Source organism: Aquamicrobium terrae (assembly GCF_040545735.1).
Taxonomy (GTDB): Bacteria; Pseudomonadota; Alphaproteobacteria; order Rhizobiales; family Rhizobiaceae; genus Mesorhizobium; species Mesorhizobium terrae_A.
Genome location: NZ_JBEPML010000007.1, coordinates 1 through 16,737, shown reverse-complemented (window position 1 = coordinate 16,737; position 16,737 = coordinate 1). Strand labels below are relative to the sequence as shown.

The window sequence follows — 16,737 nt, the reverse complement described above, 5'->3', positions numbered from 1 at the left end:
ACTCCCGCAACGGCCTCGGAAGGCCCTGCAACCTCCAGCCCAGGACGGATACCATGCTTATGCCGATGTCGAAACCGGGGTCACGCCACCTCGTCGAGGCGCTGGTCGGGATCGGCGGAGTTCCAGCACAACGGCACCTATTGGGAACTGGTGGCCCGGTCCAAGGCTTAACGCGGCTTGCAGGCAGGAAACCTCAAGTCGAGTTCGGCTTTCAGGCAGCAGGCCTCCGCGGATGGGGCCTCTGCTCCCGAAGCGCACCGAAAGCGCTTCAATCTGAAGTTTCCTTACAAGTTCTTTGCAATTGCCTGCTATCCAGCGGACAGTCCAACGGGTTGGCGGGACAGAAAAATGGACTTTCGCAAAGCACCACCCCAGCTCCCGCCCGGGCGATCTTGCATGTCCGTCGTCTTCAGCCCGATAGTCAGGAAGGACCTCGACCAGCTCCCAGGCCCCTTGCCGGCCCGGCGCAAGGCGAAAATCGGCGATCCATTCGCCTGCAACCGCGGAAGACGAACGTGAAGAAGCTCTACTCCGTCCAGTATCTCCGGGCCTGCGCGGCCTTGCTGGTGCTGGTTGCGCACTCCTTTTCCTACCAGATCGGCACCGACAGGCTGATCATTCCGATTTCGGGCCACGCCGGCGTCGTGCTGTTCTTCATCATCAGCGGCTTCATAATGGTCTATATTTCAGGGAAAGGGCCATTTCACGCCCCCACCTTCCTCAAGCGACGGGCAATCCGCATCGTTCCCCTCTACTGGCTGTTCACAAGCATGGCCGCGCTGGCCGCAGCGCTGATGCCAAACCTTTTCCAGACAACCGTCTTCACCTGGTCGCACTTTTTCCAGTCGCTTTTCTTCATCGTTCATGAAGCCCCGGAAAAAGGCGGAGCCAGTCCGCTTCTCTCCCTCGGCTGGACACTCAACTACGAGGTCTATTTCTATATCCTGTTCGCGCTGGCCGCCTTTCTCGCCGTCACCTCGCGCGCGTTGGTGCTGACCGTGTTCTTTGTGGCGATGTGGGTGGCAGGGTTGCTGACCGCTCCCGCCGATCCGGTGCTGCAATTCTATCTGGGCGCCAATCCGCTGGCTTTCGTCGTCGGCATGTGGATAGGCTGGCTCCACCTGAACGGCCGTCTCACATATGATGCGCGACGTGCCCGGATCCTCGGCTTCGCCGCCTTGGCGGGCGCCGTGCTTGCATTCGTCGATGACGGAACACTGCTGCTGGTGCAGATCAGCTTCGCCGGGCAAGTCGTCTGGGCAGCCGGCCTGCTTCTTCTCGGCCTCATCCTGGAACCGAAGCTCAAGCACTGGCGCCTGCTCGAACAGCTTGGCGACGCGTCCTATTCGCTTTACCTGTCCCACATCTTCGTCATCGGCGTCGTGGTGTTTCTGGCGAGACGCATCATCGGTTCCGAAGGCGCGCTCACGGTGATCCTGATTGCCATGGCCAGCATCGTGGCCGCGTGCATTGCCAGCCTGCTGATCCACGGCCTGATCGAGAAACCGATGCTGCGCGCCCTGAGCGGCAAGCGGAAACCGGGCAAGGCCATGGCCGCCCAGGCAGCCGGCAGCAAATAAAGGGCCAGCCCGGCAACAGCCAAGCAAGTTTGCCTGCCCGTCGTCTTCAGCCGGCCGCACCTGTGAAGACCAGCAGGGCAGGCCAATCCCGGCGCCAGCGGCGGATATACCGGCAAGCTTGATGACGATCCTGGCCAGAAAGCCGATGAGGAAGTGCGGGTTGAGCGGCGAGGAATAGGTCGTCCACGTTTGTCCGGTCCTCGTCATCGAGACATGGCGCGGCAGAAGAATAAGGTTGCTTCTGCCCGTTCATCGCCCCTCCCGCACGGGACGGATGCCATGCTTAAGCCGATGTCGAAACCGGACGATGACGCCGGGTCACGCCACCTCGTCGAGGCGCTGGTCGGGATCGGCCGCGACGAGCGACACCGCCACCGCGCCATCGTTGGAGAGCGCCTGCGCCATGCGCTGCTCGCGCAGGTCGGCCTGGCCGTGCCTGACCACCAGCGCGGCGTTGCGCGTCAGTTCCGCCACCGTGCGGGCCGGCAGGTCGTGCTCGGTCTCGAGCTCGCCGATATTGACCACCACGTCGTCATATTCGGCGCTGACCGCCTCGAGCACGTTGCAGACTGCGCGGCGCGACAGCCTTGAGATGGCCGGGGAGCGGCCGGCATTGAGCCTGTGCAGGCCGCTGTCGTGATCCGCGTGGACGGCACCGAAGGCCGAGACTTCGCCCAACGCGATCTCGGCAAGGCCGGGGTCGGATTTCGGCGCATCCGAAGCCAGATCGACGAAGATCGCGCTGCGGCCGCGCGACAGGGCGCCCTGCGCCAGATCCAGCGCGCCGCGCCGCGCCATTCTGGGGTCGCCCAGCGTCGTCACCAGGACGAGGCCGTCGACCACGGTGTCGGCGCCGGCCTTCGGAACCAGCGGCGCGGACTGCGGCCGGCGGCCGAGCAGGCCGGCGAAGAAATCGATGAGGATCGCCGCGAGGATGCCGACGAACAGGCCAAGCAGCGTGGCCGCGACCAGCAGCGGCAGGCGCGGCGGGAACGACGGGGAGGCGGGCACCGCCGCCTCGGCGATGACGCGCGCCGTGCGCGCGGTGATGCCTTCCTGCTGCGCCGTCTCCTGCGCCCGCACCAGGAAGGATTCATAGACCAGCCGGATCGACTGCGCCTCGCGCTCCAGCTCGCGCAGCCGGATCAGGTCCTGGTTGGTGGAGAAGGACGCGTCCTTGGCCTGCTGCAAGGCCTGATTGATCTGGTTCAGCGCATCGACGGCGATCCTGTTGTCGTCGCGCGCGGCGGCCACCAGCCTGCCGCTTTCCTCGCGGATCGCCGTTTCGGCCTGCGCCACTTCCTGAATGGCGGCGGTGACGCGCGGATGGCGCGGCCCCAGCACGTTCTGGAGGTCGGCCAGCCGCTGCCTGGCATCGGCCAATCGCGTGCGCAGGGCGCCCATGGCGCTGCCGGCATCGGCGACGGTGGCGCCGACATAGCCGCGCGTGCGCAGGCCTTCCTCCAGAACCTGCAGCCGGGCGGCGGTTTCGTTGACGCGGGCCAGCGCCTCCGACTGGCGGGCGCTCAGGTCGGTCAGCCTGCGGTCGCCGAGCAACTGTCCGTCGGTCTGCGATATATTGTGCTCGCGCTTGAACGTCTCGACGCGTTCCTCGGCGTCATTCAACTGGGCCTGCAATTCGGCAAGGCGGCCGCGTATGGCAGAACTGACGTCGCGGACGGACTTGGCGGACGATGAAATCTGGTCGGCGACATAGGCGGCGGCAACGGCGTTGGCCAGCCGGGCGGACTTGGCGGCCTCCCTCGTGGTGACGGTGATCTCGATCACATAGGTGTTTTCCCGGCGCGTCACTTCGGTGGCACGGGCCAGACCCTCCAGCGCGACATCGGCCGCGCTGCGCGCGCCGCCCGCGTTCTTCACGAATTCCGGATCCGAAGCGAGGTCGGTTTCCTTCACGACACGGCCGAGCACGGTCTCGGAGGTGATCACCTCGATCTGGCTGTCGACCAGCGCCATGTCGCCGCCCAGCCCCTGCTGGACGATCTCGTTCTGGACGATGCGCTGCTCGCGCGGGTCGATGAGGATGCGCGACGTCGCGCTGTAGCGCGGCGCGATCGTCGACAGGGCGAAATAGGCCAGCCCGGCGAAGGCGAGGATGCAGAACAGGATGGTCCAGCGACGACGCAGCAGCGTCTCGCCAAGACCATAGAGATCGATGGTGGAATCGATCTGGCGGCCGGGCGCCGGTTTGCGGTCAGGCCGGTTGCCTGAAAGAATAGCCATGCGCGCGGGCTCCCAGGGGCGATGCCGGCACTTTGCCGGATGGTAAACAAGTGATGCGCAAACAGCCTTAAAATGAGGTTAAGCCGGCGCATCCTCCATCAGCCATCGTCATGGCCCCAACAAGGCGGCCCCCGATCATCCGCGCGCGGAATTCATGGTCTGCAAGCGCCGCTCCCAGCCAAGCGCGTCGGCGACGATGAGGTCGAGGTCGTCACGCTGCGGCGCCCAGCCCAGCTCGCTGCGGGCAAGGTTGGAGTTGGCCACCACGGAAGCCGCGTCGCCGGCGCGGCGCGGCCCGCTGCGCACGTCGAAATCGCCGCCGAACACCCGGCGCACCGCCTCGATCACCTCCAGCACCGAATAACCGTGGCCGTAGCCGCAATTGGCGATCAGGCTGTCGCCGCCCGCCCGCAGCCGCTGCAGGGCCAGCCGGTGGGCGCGCGCCAGATCGGAGACATGGATGTAGTCGCGCACGCAGGTGCCGTCCGCGGTCGGGTAGTCGGAGCCATAGACCTGCATGAAGGGCCGTTTGCCGAGCGCCGTCTCGCAGGCCACCTTGATGAGATGGGTGGCGCCCGGCGTCGACTGGCCGGTGCGGCCGCCGGGATCGGCTCCCGCCACGTTGAAGTAGCGCAGCGCCGTGTAGCGCAGGTCGTGGGCGGCGGCGGCATCGCGCAGCATCCATTCGCTCATCAGCTTGGAGCGGCCATAGGGCGATTCCGGCTCCAGGCGCGCATTCTCCTGCACCGGCTCGATGCCGGCCCCGCCATAGACGGCGGCGGTGGAGGAAAAGATGAAATGGCGGACCTTGCCTTCCACCGCCGCCTCGATCAGGCTGCGCGTCTTGCAGGTGTTGTTCTGATAGTAGGCGAGCGGATCGGCGACCGATTCCGGCACCACGATCGAACCGGCGAAATGGATGATCGCCTCGATGCCGTGCTCGCGGATGAGGCCGCCGATCAGCGCCGTATCGGCGATGTCGCCCTCGACCAGCGTGGCTTCCGGCGCCACCGCCCAGTCGAACCCCTTCGACAGATTGTCGATGACGACGACCTTCTCCCCCGCATCCAGCAGTTCCCACACCATGTGGCTGCCGATGTAGCCGGCGCCTCCCGTCACAAGCACTGCCATGCCGCTGCTCTCTCCTTTATGTATCGTTGCTGCCTGCATAGCCTCTTGGCGGGCGAGGGGAAAGTCCGCCGAAATGGGAACGGCAATTGGTTCGAAGTGGAGGGGTCGCGTTTACCCGATCTTGATAGCTCCATTTGTAGTTGAGAGCATCTGGGCGGGCCGGTTCCCGTCCCAGCGTCCCACAGCCAAGGGCTTTCGCTTGGCGTGCCGCACCGGAGGCAAAAAGGTGAGCGCCATCCGCCCTCTCGAGCAGCGTGATCTTCCGGTCATCGCCAACATGCTCCAGCGCGTCCTGCGCAAGGAAAAGGCACCGGCACCGACCTCGCTCACCGCCTATCTGGGGCAGTTCTACCTGGACGCCCATGGCGACGGCATCACCTCGCTCGTCCACACCGACGATGCCGGCGAGGTGTCCGGCTTCATCGGCGTGCACGGGTTGCCGATGATCCATGGCGAGCGGCGATTGCGAGCCGCCATATGCAGCTCGTTCATGGTCGAGAAGGGCAATCGCGACCCGATGGCCGGCGCCCGGCTCATGAAGGCCTTTCTGGAGGGCCCGCAGGATCTGTCCTTCAGCGAAACGGCCAACCGCACCTCCACCCAGATGTGGACGCGCCTGCGCGGCACCATCCTGCCGCAATACAGCCTCGACTGGATCCGGGTCATCCGGCCGGCCGCCTTTGCGCTCGGCATGGCCGGCCAGCACTGCCGGCCGGCACGCCTGTTCACGCCGCTGGCCTCCGCTTTCGACCGTCTCTACCGCAAAAGGCTGAAGCCGGGGGAGACGCGCTGGGCGGCCGCCGCATCGAGCGGAATTGCGCCGCCGGCCCTGCGCGTCGACGAGGTCGATCATGCCGGCTTCGCGCAGATGCTGGAACCGCTGACGGCGCATTTTCCGCTGCGGCCGCGCTGGGCGGATCTCCCGCTTGAGCAAATGCTGGCCGACGGCGGACAAAAACCCGACCTCGGGGAATTCGTGCTGGCCGGCGTGACGACGTCGGGCGGGTCCCCGGTCGGGGCCTTCGCCTACCATGCCAGGCCGCACGGCATCGCGCGCGTGCTGCAGGTGCTTGCCCGTCCAGGTCAGGAAGGCGCGGTCATCGACTGCCTCATCGGGCATGCCGCAGCACACGGCGTCGCCGCCCTGCGGGGCCGCACGCAGCCGGCGCTCCTGGCCGCGATGCTGACCCGGCGCATCGCCTTCCTTCCCGCCACGACGACCATCGTCCATTCGCGCGATGCCGGGCTTGTCGGGGCGATGGCCAGCGGGCAAGCTTTCCTGAACGGGCTGGCCGGAGAAGAATGGAGCCGGCTGATCGGCGGCCGTTTCACCTAAAGCTCGTCGCGATCTTCCGGATTCGCTCCTTGCGCTTTAGGCTGTCGTTTTTACGCATGTCGCCCGAAACCGGGTCCCACTTTCGGGCGATATGCCCTGGGGCCGACCACATATCGCGGCCTCGATGCCGCCTGAAGGAGTTGAACCGATGGATTTTGGACTTACCGGCAAACGCGCGGTGGTGGTGGGCGCCAGCAAGGGACTGGGCGGCGCGAGTGCCGTCGCCCTTGCGATGGAGGGGGCCGAAGTGATCGCCCTGTCGCGCTCGGGCACGCTGCCGGACGGGCTAGCGCCCGAGGTGGCGGCGCGGATGAGCGCCCGCGCCCTCGATCTCGCGGACGAAGCCGCCGTCGCTGCTTTCTGCGACGAAATCCGCGCCGATCCGGTGCAGATACTGGTCAACAATTGCGGCGGCCCGCCTGCCGGGCCCGCCCGCGGCCAAACCCGGGAAGCCTGGCGCAAGGCCTTCGAGTCGATGGCGATGCCGATGTTCGCGCTGACCGATGCCGCGCTTGACGGCATGGTCGCCGCAGGCTGGGGCCGCATCGTCACCATCGGCTCGTCCGGCATCGAGGTGCCGATCCCCGGCCTTGTGCTGTCCAACGGGGTGCGCGGCGCCATCGCCGGCTGGTCCAAGACCCTGGCGGCGGAAGTCGCCGCCCATTCGGTCACCGTCAACATGGTGCTGCCGGGCCGCATCGCCACCGACCGGCTGGCCCAACTGGACGCGATCAGGGCGCGAAATTCGGGACAGGACATGGCGGCGGTCGAAGCCGAAGCCCGCGCGACCATTCCGGCCGGCCGCTACGGCCGGCCCGAGGAATTCGGCGCGGTGGTGGCGTTCCTGTGCTCGCAACAGGCCAGCTATGTCACGGGATCGATGATCCGGGTCGACGGCGGGGCGACCCGCAGCCACTAGGAACCTCTGCATCGGGGGCACGTGGGGCGATGTCGCCGTCGCCCCAGCGCGTCATCTCATCGCCGGGATCGATGCCGGCCCATTGCACCAGCCGGGCCGCGATCTCGCGCACCAGATCGTCCATGGTGGCGGGGCGGGCATAGAAGGGCGGCACCGGCGGGGCGATGACAGCGCCCAGCCGAGCCAGCTTCAGCATGGCCTCGAGATGACCTTCATGCAGCGGCGCCTCGCGCGGCGCCACCACCAGCCGGCGCTTCTCCTTCAGCACCACGTCGGCCGCCCTCGTCAGCAAATTGTCGCCCAGCCCGTGGGCCATGGCGGCCAGGCTGCGCATCGAGCACGGCACCACGATCATGCCTGCAGTGCGGAACGAGCCGCTGGCGATGGGCGCGGCGAGATTGCGCGGCGAATGGACATGCGCGGCCGCGTCGCCCAGCCGGGCAAGGCCGTCACTGCCCAGCTCATGGGCGACGGTCAGGCGCGCGCCGGGTGTCACCACGAGATGCGTCTCGACACCGGCCGCGCCGAGCTGGCGCAGCGTCTCCAGCGCCAGCGCGGAGCCCGAGGCACCGGTAACGCCGACGATCAGCCGTGCCGCCATGGCGCGCTCCCCTGTCCTGCCGGAAAGAATTCCTGCCAGCGTTCCGCGACCCGCCGGGCGACCTCCGCATCCATTTCCAGCTTCACGCCCCAGTCGCGGCTGGTTTCGGCGCCGATCTTGCGGGTGGCGTCGAGCCCCATCTTGCCGCCCAGCCCTTCCAGCGGCGAGGCGAAATCGAGCTGGTCGATCGGCGTGCGCTCCGCCACCAGAAGATCGCGCGAGGGGTCCATGCGCGTGGCCAGCGCCCACATCACGTCCGGCCAGGAGCGGATGTCGATGTCGTCATCGACCACGATGATGGTCTTGGTCATCGAGAATTGCGGCAACAGAGACCAGAACCCCATCATGACGCGCCGCGCCTGCCCCGGATAGGATTTGGCAATGGCGATCACCGCCATCCTGTAGGAGCAGGCCTCCGGCGGCAGCCACACGTCCACGATCTCCGGAAGCTGCTGGCGAAGCAGCGGCTTGAAGACATCGAGCATGGCTTCCCCAAGCACGGCCGGCTCGTCCGGCGCGCGGCCGGTGAAGGTGGTGAGATAGCTTGCGTCGTCGCGCATGTGGAGGCGCGACAGCGTGAACACCGGATAGCGCTCGGCCGCATTGTAATAGCCGGTATGATCCCCGAATGGCCCTTCGAGCGCCGTCTCGGTTGGCGAAACCGTGCCCTCCAGCACGATCTCGGCGCTCGCCGGCACATGCAGTCCTATGTCCTTGCAAGGCGCCAGGCTGGCGCGCCTGTCGCCGATCATGCCGGCAAGCGCCAGTTCCGACACGCCTTCGGGCGCCGGCATGACGGCGGCGAGCAGCGTTGCGGGATCCGCCCCGATCACCACCGCCACCGGCATCGCCTCGCCCCGTGCCTGCCACAGCCGGTGATGGGCGGCGCCTCCGCGCATCGGCAGCCAGCGCATGATGGCGCGGTCGCGGCCGATGACCTGCATGCGGTAGATGCCTAGATTGTAGGCGGCGGGATCGTCCTTGCCGGGCGGGCGGGTCACCACCACCGGCCAGGTGATCAGCGGCCCGGCATCGCCCGGCCAGCAGGTCTGGACCGGCAGCAGCGAGAAATCCGCATCCGTCTCGCGCCATTCCCGTGGCCTGGAAACCGTCTTCGGCCGCGCCTGCAAGGCGCTGCGGGCGGCGGGCAGGAGGTGGCGCGCCTGGCCAAGGTTGCGCGGCGGCTGCGGCGACCGCAGCCAGGCCAGCAATTCGCCCAGTTCGACAAGGTTCCCGGGCTCCGTTCCCAGCCCCCAGGCGACACGCCGGGTGGTGCCGAACAGGTTGGTCACCACCGGCAGCCTGGCCATGTGACCGTCCCGGTCCCGAGCGCCGATGAGCCGCAGGGCCGGCCCGCCGGCGGCGATCACCCTGCGATGCAGTTCGGTGACCTCCAGATGCATGGAAACGGGGGCGGTGACGGTTTCGAGGTCGTCCCGCTCCTCCAGATAGGCGAGGAAGGCGCCAAGGGTCGGAAAGTGAGGAAGGCTACGCTGGTGCATGCAATTGTCCCGGGCCCGCCATCAGCGGCCCGCACCGCTGATGCCATGCCGGGTCCGGTCCATCGTTGCGCTCGCGCAAAGACGGCCCGAAGCACATCGCGAACCCCGAAGCCTACCCGGCGCGCTTCCGGTTCCGCCGGCATTGGGCGAAAAAGCGGGCATTGGGACAGAAGGCCATGACGGCGCCCGGCTCGTCATGCTCGAGAAGGGTCCGGCACCGCTTCTGGCACAGGCAGGCGAGGCAGGTATTGCGCGCCTGGGCAATGGCCTTGCCCGATTCCTTGCGGGCCGCCCGGACGGGATCGACCTGCGTGCGTTCCATGACGAGATCGAACAGATCGAACTGGCGCCAGACCCTGTCCGTCTGCGGCCAGCGCTGTGCATCGGAACACATGACTGCCTCCCTGCGCCGGATCGAACATTTTGCGGGCAAGTGTAAACCGCAACCTGCCGCAGGGGGATGTGCCGCTTGGCCGCAACCGCGAAAAAACCTCTCCAAAGTCGTTTCTGTTTGATGCAGCGCAAACTTCTTTGCCGGGCGCCTTCCTATGTTCGGCCCAACCCACCGTACTCCGGAGGAGCCGATGGCGCTCAACCCCAACGAAGATGTCAGCCTTCCCGAGCCGATCCGGCGCTTCCTGCCGGCCTTTTCCGGCCAGCCGCTCGGCCCGTTGCTGACCCAGGCGCTGCGTTCCCTCGCCCGGCGGCGGCCGGAGGCCTTCGAGCGGCTCGGCGAATTCGGCAAGGCGCGTTTCCTCATCGATCCGACCGACCTGCCCTTTGCCTTCCATGTCGTGCCGGACGGCCGCGCCGCGCTGGTGCGCGCCACCGGCAAGAGCGGCACGGCTCCCTCCGACGTGGTCATCCGCGGCCCGATCCTGCTCTTGCTCGGCATCCTCGACGGCACGCTGGACGGCGACGCGCTGTTCTTCCACCGCGCCATCTCCGTCAGCGGCCGCACCGAAGCGGTGGTGGCGCTGCGCAACGCCATAGAGGACGCCGAATTGCGGCCCTCCGACCTGCTCGGCCTCAGCGGCGCGGCCGCCCGGCTCGCCGATTCGGGCATATTGGGCGGGCTGTCGTTCGCCCGCCAGATCGCCACCGGCGCCCATCGGCGTGAAAGGACGCAACCATGACGACAAGCGGCAGGATGGAGCTCGTCTGCCCCGCCGGCACGCCTTCGGCGCTACGGGCCGCCGTGCAGGCGGGAGCGGATTCGATCTATTGCGGTTTCCGCGACGAGACCAATGCGCGCAATTTCCCCGGCCTCAATTTCTCGCCGCAGGAGATGGCCGAAGGCATCCGCTTCGCCCATGCCCATGGCAGCAAGGTGCTGGTCGCCATCAACACCTTCGCCCGCGCCGGCGATACCGATCCGTGGCGCAGGGCCGCCGACACGGCCGCAGCCTGCGGGGCCGATGCGGTGATCGCCGCCGACATCGCCGTGCTCGACCACATGGCCACACAGCATCCCGGCACCCGCCTGCACCTGTCCGTGCAGGCGGCGGCGGCGACGCCGGAATCGATCGGCTTCTATGCCGACGCCTTCAATGTGCGCCGCGTGGTGCTGCCGCGCGTGCTGTCGGTGCAGGAGATCGCCGCTCTCAACCGCCTCATCAAGGTCGAGACCGAGGCCTTCGTGTTCGGCGGGCTGTGCGTGATGATCGAGGGCCGCTGCTACCTCTCCTCCTACGCCGCCGGACGCTCGCCCAATCTCAACGGCGTCTGCTCGCCGCCCGAGATGGTGAGCTATGACGAGGATCGCGAAGGCACCGCCGCGCGGCTCGCCGGCTTCACCATCGACCGCTACGCGCCCGGCGAGCCGGCCGGCTATCCGACGCTGTGCAAGGGCAGGTTCAAGGCGGGGGACAAGGCCGGCTATCTGTTCGAGGATCCGGTCAGCCTCAACGCCGGCAGCATGATCGTGGCGTTCAAGGCCGCCGGCGTCACCGCCCTGAAGATCGAGGGGCGCCAGCGGGGCAAGGGCTACGTCACCGAGGTGGTGCGCGCTTTCAGGAAAGCGGTCGATGCCGCCGAGCAGGGCCATGACGCGACCGAGATCGACAACATCCTCGCCGGCCTGTCCGAAGGCGGACGCCAGACCACCGGCGCCTACCGCAAGATCTGGAGATAGCCATGGCACGGATCGCCCTGACGCTCGGACCGCTGTTCTTCCACTGGCCGGCCGAGCGGCTGCGCAACTTCTATTTCCGCATCGCCGACGAAACGGCGCTGGAGCGCATTCATGTCGGCGAGGTCGTCTGCGGCAAGCGCATGCCGTTTTCCGATCCCGTCTGGCCCGAGATCATCGAAAGGCTGGAGCGCGGCGGCAAGGAGGTGGTGCTTTCCACGCTGGCGGCACCGGCCACGGTGCGCGAACGCAAGGCCATCGCCGAATTGTGCGCGGACGGGCGTGTCGTCGAGATCAACGACATCACCGCCCTGCCCGCCCGCAGCGGCAGGCCCTTCGTCACCGGCCCGTTCCTCAACGTCTACAACGAGGCGACGGCGCGTTTCCTCATGCGCCACGGCGCCATCACCATCTGCCCGCCGGTGGAATTGTCGCTCAACACGGTGGGCACTATCGCCGGCGCCTGCCCCGAGGCCGAGTTCGAGCTGTTCGCCTTCGGCCGCCTGCCGCTGGCGCTGTCCGGACGCTGCTACCACGCACGGCTCCACGGGCTGCACAAGGATTCGTGCCAGTTCACCTGCGAGCAGGATCCCGACGGGCTGGCTGTCGACACGCTCGACGACCAGTCCTTCCTGGCCATCAACGGCGTGCAGACGCTGTCGACCGAGGTGCATGCTGCGCTGTTCGAGCCGGCGACGCTCCTGCGCCACGGCATAAGGCGGCTCAGGCTGTCGCCACATGACTGCAACATGGTGGAGGTGGCGCACATCTACCGCTCCCTGCTCGACGGCACCCAGGACGCGGATGGCGCCCGCTTCCTGCTTTCGTGCCTCGACCTGCCGGGACGACTCGTGGACGGCTATGCCCATGGCAAGGCCGGCGCGCAACCGGCCATGCCGGCATGAGGTTTCAGCGGGACCGGGGCCGCATCGCTGAGCTCGGATAGCGCTTGCCGCACCGCAGGGCATGGACATTTCCCCCGATACGGGCTGTGCTGCGCGATCTGCCGACAGCCGCTTCCGCGAGGTCTCTGGCCATGGACGCAAACCGTTCCGAAGAACCTCCTCCCCACTGGGATGCGGGCACGGTCTTCACCGTCGGCCATTCCGTGCTGCCGATCGGGCAATTCGTCGACCTGTTGCGGACATACGGGGTCGAACGCCTCGCAGATGTCCGCACCGTCCCGCGCTCCCGCCACAATCCGCAGTTCAATGCCGATGCGCTCGGCCCGGCGCTGGCGCAAAGCGGCATCGCCTATGTCGCCATGCCGGCGCTCGGCGGCCTTCGGCACCCCCGCAAGGATTCGCCCAATGCCGGCTGGCGCAACGAGAGCTTCCGCGGCTATGCCGACTACATGCAGACCGCTGCCTTCGCCGAGGCGGTCGACGCGCTCGTCCGCCTCGGCCACGACAAGCGGGTGGCGATCATGTGCGCGGAAGCCGTGCCATGGCGCTGCCACCGGTCGCTGATCGCCGATGCGCTGACCCTGCGCGGCATCACGGTGATCGACATATTGTCGGCAACGAGCTGGCGGCCGCATAAGCTCACCCCGTTCGCGCATGTCGAAGGGCTGCGGATCACCTATCCGGCCAGCTAGCCTCCCTCATTTTCCCACCGCTTCGCCGTCCCGGATCGTTTCGGCGCGCCCAAGCCGTTTGGCCTTGCGCCTTCCGGCCAAAAAGATATATTTGGAATGTATTTTTAAGCGAACCGCCCGGCTGAAATGCGAGGGGCCGGCACGCCCCGGGGGCAGGACCGATGACCTATGTCGTCACCGACAATTGCATCAAATGCAAATATATGGACTGCGTCGAGGTCTGCCCCGTGGACTGCTTCTACGAGGGCGAGAACATGCTCGTCATTCATCCCGACGAATGCATCGACTGCGGCGTCTGCGTTCCGGAATGCCCCGCCGAAGCGATCTTTCCCGACACCGACCCGGCGGCGACGCCGGCCTGGCTGGAGCTCAACTACGAGCACGCCTCGGCATGGCCGAACATCATCCACAAGAAGACGCCGCCCGCCGATGCCGACGACTGGAACGGAGTGCCCGGAAAGCTTCCGCATTTCAGCAGCAAGCCCGGCGCCGAATGAATTTCACCCCTCCATCGACCAGCACCCATCCATTGAAAGGAGCACATCATGGCTGAAACCTGGCTTCCCTCCCTGCGCACCGCAACGCCCCAGGAGGGCTTCGAACTCGCCACCAAGCTGGCCCGCATCGGAGTGAAGGTGACCCAGCCCTCGGCCGAAATCCGCGACAAGCTGCGCGCCGCCTACGATCACGACGCCGGCCAGCTCATCGCCTCCTCGCAGGTGATCGCCATTCATTTCCAGACCGTGGCGGCGGCGAACGATTACTGGCGCACCTGAGGCGGAAACGGTTTCCTGCCTCCGGCGACGGCCCTTGTTGCAGGCACGCCATACTAGGGTAAGCTTGGGCGGAGGCGGGCCTGGCTTGCAGGCCGTCGCCGCCTTGCTTCGCCGTTTGGCGATGCCGGCCAGATCGAGGTTTTCCAATGCCCTTCAACGAACGTTCGAAACACATCACCCAGGGCGTCGCGCGCTCGCCGAACCGGGCCATGTATTATGCGCTGGGTTATGAGAAATCCGATTTCGACAAGCCGATGGTCGGCATTGCCAACGGCCATTCCACCATCACGCCCTGCAATGCCGGCCTGCAGCCTCTGGCCGATGCCGCCGCCTTCGCCATCAAGGCCGCCGGCGCCAATCCGCAGATGTTCGGCACGCCCACCATCTCGGACGGCATGTCGATGGGCACCGAAGGCATGAAATATTCGCTGGTGTCGCGCGAGGTGATCGCGGACTGCGTCGAAACCTCGGTGCAGGGCCAGTGGATGGACGGGGTGCTGGTGCTGGGCGGCTGCGACAAGAACATGCCTGGCGGCATGATCGGCATCCTGCGCGCCAACGCCCCGGCGATCTACGTCTATGGCGGCACCATCAAGCCCGGCCGCTGGAAGGGCGAGGACCTGTCCATCGTCTCGGCCTTCGAAGCGGTCGGCTCGTTCATGGCCGGCACCATGAGCGAGGAGGACTTCGAGGGCATCGAACGCCATGCCTGCCCCTCCACCGGCTCCTGCGGCGGCATGTACACGGCCAACACCATGAGCTCCTCCTTCGAGGCGCTCGGCATGTCGCTGCTCTATTCCTCGACCATGGCCAGTCCTGACCGCGAGAAGCTCGACAGCGCCGCCGAATCCGGCCGCGTGCTGGTCGAGGCGGTGAAGAAGAACATTCGCCCGCGCGACATCATCACGCGCAATTCGATCGAGAACGCGGTGGCGCTGATCATGGCGATCGGCGGCTCCACCAACGCGGTGCTGCACTATCTCGCCATCGCCCACGCGGCCGAGATCGACTGGACGCTGGACGATTTCGAGCGCGTGCGCCGCAAGGTTCCGGTGCTATGCGACCTCAAGCCTTCGGGAAAATACATGGCGGTCGACCTGCACCAGGCCGGTGGCATCCCGCAGGTGCTGAAGATCCTGCTCAATGCCGGCCTCATCCACGGCGATTGCCTGACCGTCACCGGCAGGACGCTGGCCGAGGAACTGGCCGCCGTGCCGGACGAACCGCGCGCCGATCAGGACGTCATCATGCCCATCGAAAAGGCGCTCTATCGCGAGGGCCATCTCGCCATCCTCAAGGGCAACCTGGCCGAGGACGGCGCGGTGGCCAAGATCACCGGCCTGAAAAGCCCGGTCATTTCCGGCCCGGCCCGCGTGTTCGACGACGAGCAGTCGGCCATGGAGGCGATCCTGTCCGACCAGATCAGGCCGGGCGACGTGGTGGTGCTGCGCTATCTGGGGCCGAAGGGCGGGCCGGGCATGCCGGAAATGCTGGCGCCCACGTCGGCGCTGGTCGGCCGCGGGCTCGGCGAAAGCGTCGGCCTCATCACCGACGGCCGCTTCTCGGGCGGCACCTGGGGCATGGTGGTCGGCCATGTCGCGCCGGAAGCCTATGTCGGCGGCACCATCGCCCTGGTCGAGGAAGGCGATACGATCACCATCGACGCCCACAGGCTGCTCCTGCAGCTGGAGGTGGACGAGGCCGAGATCGCGCGCCGGCGGGCGGCCTGGACACAGCCCGAACCGCGCTACAAGCGCGGCGTGCTGTCGAAATTCGCGGCCCTCGCCCGCCCCGCCGACAAGGGCGCCGTCACCGGCTGAAGCCGCAGGCACCCGAGCCGTCGCGGCCCCGCCATGCCGCGACGGGCCGTTCAGGCCAGCACGTCGAACAGGCTGGCGATCCAGACGATCTGGAACAGAAGCGCGAAAACCACGAAGCCGGCGTCATAGCGCTCCGACCCGAAGAGGAGCGCGCCGCCTGCGCCGCCGATGAGCAGGGACTGCCGCACCGGATAGGCCCAGCCGTAAAGGTGGTGGTAGTAGCTCTGGCCCTTGGTCAGCGTGTCGACGACGTCCACGAGGAACAGCAGCAGCAAAAGCGCATAGAACCATTTCCGGCGCTGCCGGAAGTAGTCCCTGAACCCCTTGTATTCGCCGATTTGGTCCGGAAACAGCATCGCCGCCAGCATGACGAAGACGATCGAATAGGAGATCAGCAGGAAATAGAGGGAAAAGGTCCACGCCTTGATCTGGGAAAGCGCGAATTCGAACCACCAGAAATGGATGATGAACAGGAAGACGAATACCACCCAGCCAAGATGGACGGGATAGATCTTCTCCTTGCCAGGATGCTGGATGAAGCGGGTCACGCCGGTCACCAGGCGGGCGACGCTGAGGCCCAGTATCATGCCGACGATGATACGGATATGGACGAATATCTCGTGGTTTTCCTGCGTCAGCGCATCGACATTCATCTGTATATCCGTTCGCCAGCCAGCCCGGCCCCCCTTGTTCAAAGACCAGAAGAGGGACCCCAACCATGCCTAGGCAAGGAGCGGCAGCACGGCAAGCAATTCTCGAATGCGCATATGCGATGCGGTTGCCGGAAGAGATCACTCGCGAACGGCTGCCGGCGGGTGATCGGCCACCTCTTCGATGCGGTTCCGGTCGCGGAAGCCGGTCAGACTTTCGGCATGCTCTTCATCAGGCCCGCGACTGGCCGGATCCTCATCGAATGGCTGGCCCAGAATGGGCGCCCCCAGAGCCAGCCCGCCGGCGGTCCAGAAACAGCTCAGGTCCATGTATTCCTCCCTTCATGGTTGCGTGCCTCAGTGATCCATAGCCTTGACGATTTCCTCGGTCATTTTCTTTGCGTCGCCGAGGAGCATCATGGTTCCGTCCTTGTAGAACAGGGTGTTGTC

At 66.7% G+C, this 16,737-nt stretch carries 17 protein-coding genes; 10 read left to right on the top strand and 7 right to left on the bottom strand.

Annotated elements, in window-relative coordinates; genetic code table 11:
* Positions 1–53 precede the first annotated feature (53 nt).
* Positions 54–1,580, top strand: coding sequence for an acyltransferase family protein (locus ABID37_RS11555; protein WP_354194814.1), 1,527 nt, complete (start codon positions 54–56; stop codon positions 1,578–1,580).
* Between the two features lie 318 nt (positions 1,581–1,898).
* On the opposite strand, the gene ABID37_RS11550 is transcribed toward ABID37_RS11555, so the two are convergent.
* Both ABID37_RS11550 and galE read right to left on the bottom strand, forming a co-directional pair.
* The gene (locus ABID37_RS11550) at positions 1,899–3,824 is read right to left on the bottom strand and encodes a GumC family protein (RefSeq protein ID WP_354194812.1); all 1,926 of its coding nucleotides are present in this window, start codon (positions 3,822–3,824) and stop codon (positions 1,899–1,901) included.
* Positions 3,825–3,959: 135 nt separating this feature from the next.
* Positions 3,960–4,955 (bottom strand): UDP-glucose 4-epimerase GalE, encoded by a 996-nt coding sequence (gene galE, locus ABID37_RS11545; protein ID WP_354194810.1) that lies wholly within the window; start codon positions 4,953–4,955, stop codon positions 3,960–3,962.
* Positions 4,956–5,181: 226 nt separating this feature from the next.
* On the opposite strand from galE, the gene ABID37_RS11540 reads away from it, so the two are divergent.
* Together ABID37_RS11540 and ABID37_RS11535 are read left to right on the top strand one after the other, a co-directional pair.
* Positions 5,182–6,291, top strand: a complete 1,110-nt coding sequence (locus ABID37_RS11540) for a hypothetical protein (RefSeq protein WP_354194808.1) — start codon at positions 5,182–5,184, stop codon at positions 6,289–6,291.
* Positions 6,292–6,439: 148 nt separating this feature from the next.
* Positions 6,440–7,210: an SDR family oxidoreductase gene (locus tag ABID37_RS11535; protein ID WP_354194806.1), complete on the top strand. Its 771-nt coding sequence runs from the start codon at positions 6,440–6,442 to the stop codon at positions 7,208–7,210.
* On the opposite strand, the gene ABID37_RS11530 is transcribed toward ABID37_RS11535, so the two are convergent.
* The 3 genes from ABID37_RS11530 to ABID37_RS11520 form a co-directional block, all read right to left on the bottom strand.
* Positions 7,161–7,811 (bottom strand): UbiX family flavin prenyltransferase, encoded by a 651-nt coding sequence (locus ABID37_RS11530; RefSeq protein WP_354194804.1) that lies wholly within the window; start codon positions 7,809–7,811, stop codon positions 7,161–7,163. The two genes, ABID37_RS11535 and ABID37_RS11530, sit on opposite strands and share 50 nt — an antisense overlap.
* Positions 7,796–9,313 (bottom strand): UbiD family decarboxylase, encoded by a 1,518-nt coding sequence (locus ABID37_RS11525; protein ID WP_354194802.1) that lies wholly within the window; start codon positions 9,311–9,313, stop codon positions 7,796–7,798. The genes ABID37_RS11530 and ABID37_RS11525 overlap by 16 nt, the downstream gene beginning before the upstream one ends.
* A gap of 112 nt (positions 9,314–9,425) precedes the next feature.
* Positions 9,426–9,707, bottom strand: coding sequence for a DUF6455 family protein (locus tag ABID37_RS11520; RefSeq protein ID WP_354194800.1), 282 nt, complete (start codon positions 9,705–9,707; stop codon positions 9,426–9,428).
* A gap of 190 nt (positions 9,708–9,897) precedes the next feature.
* Between ABID37_RS11520 and ubiT the strand changes: the two genes are divergently transcribed.
* The 7 genes from ubiT to ilvD all read left to right on the top strand — a co-directional run bounded on the left by ubiT (position 9,898) and on the right by ilvD (position 15,637).
* A complete protein-coding gene (ubiT, locus tag ABID37_RS11515; protein ID WP_286693509.1) occupies positions 9,898–10,449 on the top strand; it encodes a ubiquinone anaerobic biosynthesis accessory factor UbiT in 552 nt (183 codons plus the stop codon).
* Positions 10,450–10,463: 14 nt separating this feature from the next.
* On the top strand, positions 10,464–11,447 hold the full coding sequence (gene ubiU / locus ABID37_RS11510) for a ubiquinone anaerobic biosynthesis protein UbiU (protein ID WP_435521559.1): 984 nt from the start codon (positions 10,464–10,466) through the stop codon (positions 11,445–11,447).
* 2 nt (positions 11,448–11,449) lie between these two features.
* Positions 11,450–12,349, top strand: a complete 900-nt coding sequence (gene ubiV / locus ABID37_RS11505; RefSeq protein WP_354194796.1) for a ubiquinone anaerobic biosynthesis protein UbiV — start codon at positions 11,450–11,452, stop codon at positions 12,347–12,349.
* Between the two features lie 131 nt (positions 12,350–12,480).
* Positions 12,481–13,041 (top strand): DUF488 domain-containing protein, encoded by a 561-nt coding sequence (locus ABID37_RS11500; protein ID WP_354194794.1) that lies wholly within the window; start codon positions 12,481–12,483, stop codon positions 13,039–13,041.
* 161 nt (positions 13,042–13,202) lie between these two features.
* On the top strand, positions 13,203–13,538 hold the full coding sequence (fdxA, locus tag ABID37_RS11495; RefSeq protein ID WP_354194792.1) for a ferredoxin FdxA: 336 nt from the start codon (positions 13,203–13,205) through the stop codon (positions 13,536–13,538).
* 48 nt (positions 13,539–13,586) lie between these two features.
* The gene (locus ABID37_RS11490) at positions 13,587–13,817 is read left to right on the top strand and encodes a hexameric tyrosine-coordinated heme protein (protein ID WP_354194790.1); all 231 of its coding nucleotides are present in this window, start codon (positions 13,587–13,589) and stop codon (positions 13,815–13,817) included.
* 146 nt (positions 13,818–13,963) lie between these two features.
* Positions 13,964–15,637 carry a dihydroxy-acid dehydratase gene (gene ilvD / locus ABID37_RS11485; RefSeq protein ID WP_354194788.1) on the top strand — a complete coding sequence of 558 codons (1,674 nt, stop codon included), beginning with the start codon at positions 13,964–13,966 and terminating at the stop codon, positions 15,635–15,637.
* Positions 15,638–15,687: 50 nt separating this feature from the next.
* Here ilvD and ABID37_RS11480 read toward each other — a convergent pair whose 3' ends face one another.
* Positions 15,688–16,290: a hypothetical protein gene (locus ABID37_RS11480; RefSeq protein WP_354194786.1), complete on the bottom strand. Its 603-nt coding sequence runs from the start codon at positions 16,288–16,290 to the stop codon at positions 15,688–15,690.
* A 138-nt stretch (positions 16,291–16,428) separates the two neighbouring features.
* Positions 16,429–16,617 carry a hypothetical protein gene (locus ABID37_RS11475; RefSeq protein WP_354194784.1) on the bottom strand — a complete coding sequence of 63 codons (189 nt, stop codon included), beginning with the start codon at positions 16,615–16,617 and terminating at the stop codon, positions 16,429–16,431.
* Between the last annotated feature and the right edge of the window lie 120 nt (positions 16,618–16,737).

Bases quoted from the DNA above. Each gene is read 5' to 3' on its own strand.
- ABID37_RS11555 (WP_354194814.1), top strand. From the start codon at position 54: ATGCTTATGCCGATGTCGAAACCGGGGTCACGCCACCTCGTCGAGGCG.
- ABID37_RS11550 (WP_354194812.1), bottom strand. From the start codon at position 3,824: ATGGCTATTCTTTCAGGCAACCGGCCTGACCGCAAACCGGCGCCCGGC.
- galE (WP_354194810.1), bottom strand. From the start codon at position 4,955: ATGGCAGTGCTTGTGACGGGAGGCGCCGGCTACATCGGCAGCCACATG.
- ABID37_RS11535 (WP_354194806.1), top strand. From the start codon at position 6,440: ATGGATTTTGGACTTACCGGCAAACGCGCGGTGGTGGTGGGCGCCAGC.
- ABID37_RS11530 (WP_354194804.1), bottom strand. From the start codon at position 7,811: ATGGCGGCACGGCTGATCGTCGGCGTTACCGGTGCCTCGGGCTCCGCG.
- ABID37_RS11525 (WP_354194802.1), bottom strand. From the start codon at position 9,313: ATGCACCAGCGTAGCCTTCCTCACTTTCCGACCCTTGGCGCCTTCCTC.
- ABID37_RS11520 (WP_354194800.1), bottom strand. From the start codon at position 9,707: ATGTGTTCCGATGCACAGCGCTGGCCGCAGACGGACAGGGTCTGGCGC.
- ubiT (WP_286693509.1), top strand. From the start codon at position 9,898: ATGGCGCTCAACCCCAACGAAGATGTCAGCCTTCCCGAGCCGATCCGG.
- ubiU (WP_435521559.1), top strand. From the start codon at position 10,464: ATGGAGCTCGTCTGCCCCGCCGGCACGCCTTCGGCGCTACGGGCCGCC.
- ubiV (WP_354194796.1), top strand. From the start codon at position 11,450: ATGGCACGGATCGCCCTGACGCTCGGACCGCTGTTCTTCCACTGGCCG.
- ABID37_RS11500 (WP_354194794.1), top strand. From the start codon at position 12,481: ATGGACGCAAACCGTTCCGAAGAACCTCCTCCCCACTGGGATGCGGGC.
- fdxA (WP_354194792.1), top strand. From the start codon at position 13,203: ATGACCTATGTCGTCACCGACAATTGCATCAAATGCAAATATATGGAC.
- ABID37_RS11490 (WP_354194790.1), top strand. From the start codon at position 13,587: ATGGCTGAAACCTGGCTTCCCTCCCTGCGCACCGCAACGCCCCAGGAG.
- ilvD (WP_354194788.1), top strand. From the start codon at position 13,964: ATGCCCTTCAACGAACGTTCGAAACACATCACCCAGGGCGTCGCGCGC.
- ABID37_RS11480 (WP_354194786.1), bottom strand. From the start codon at position 16,290: ATGAATGTCGATGCGCTGACGCAGGAAAACCACGAGATATTCGTCCAT.
- ABID37_RS11475 (WP_354194784.1), bottom strand. From the start codon at position 16,617: ATGGACCTGAGCTGTTTCTGGACCGCCGGCGGGCTGGCTCTGGGGGCG.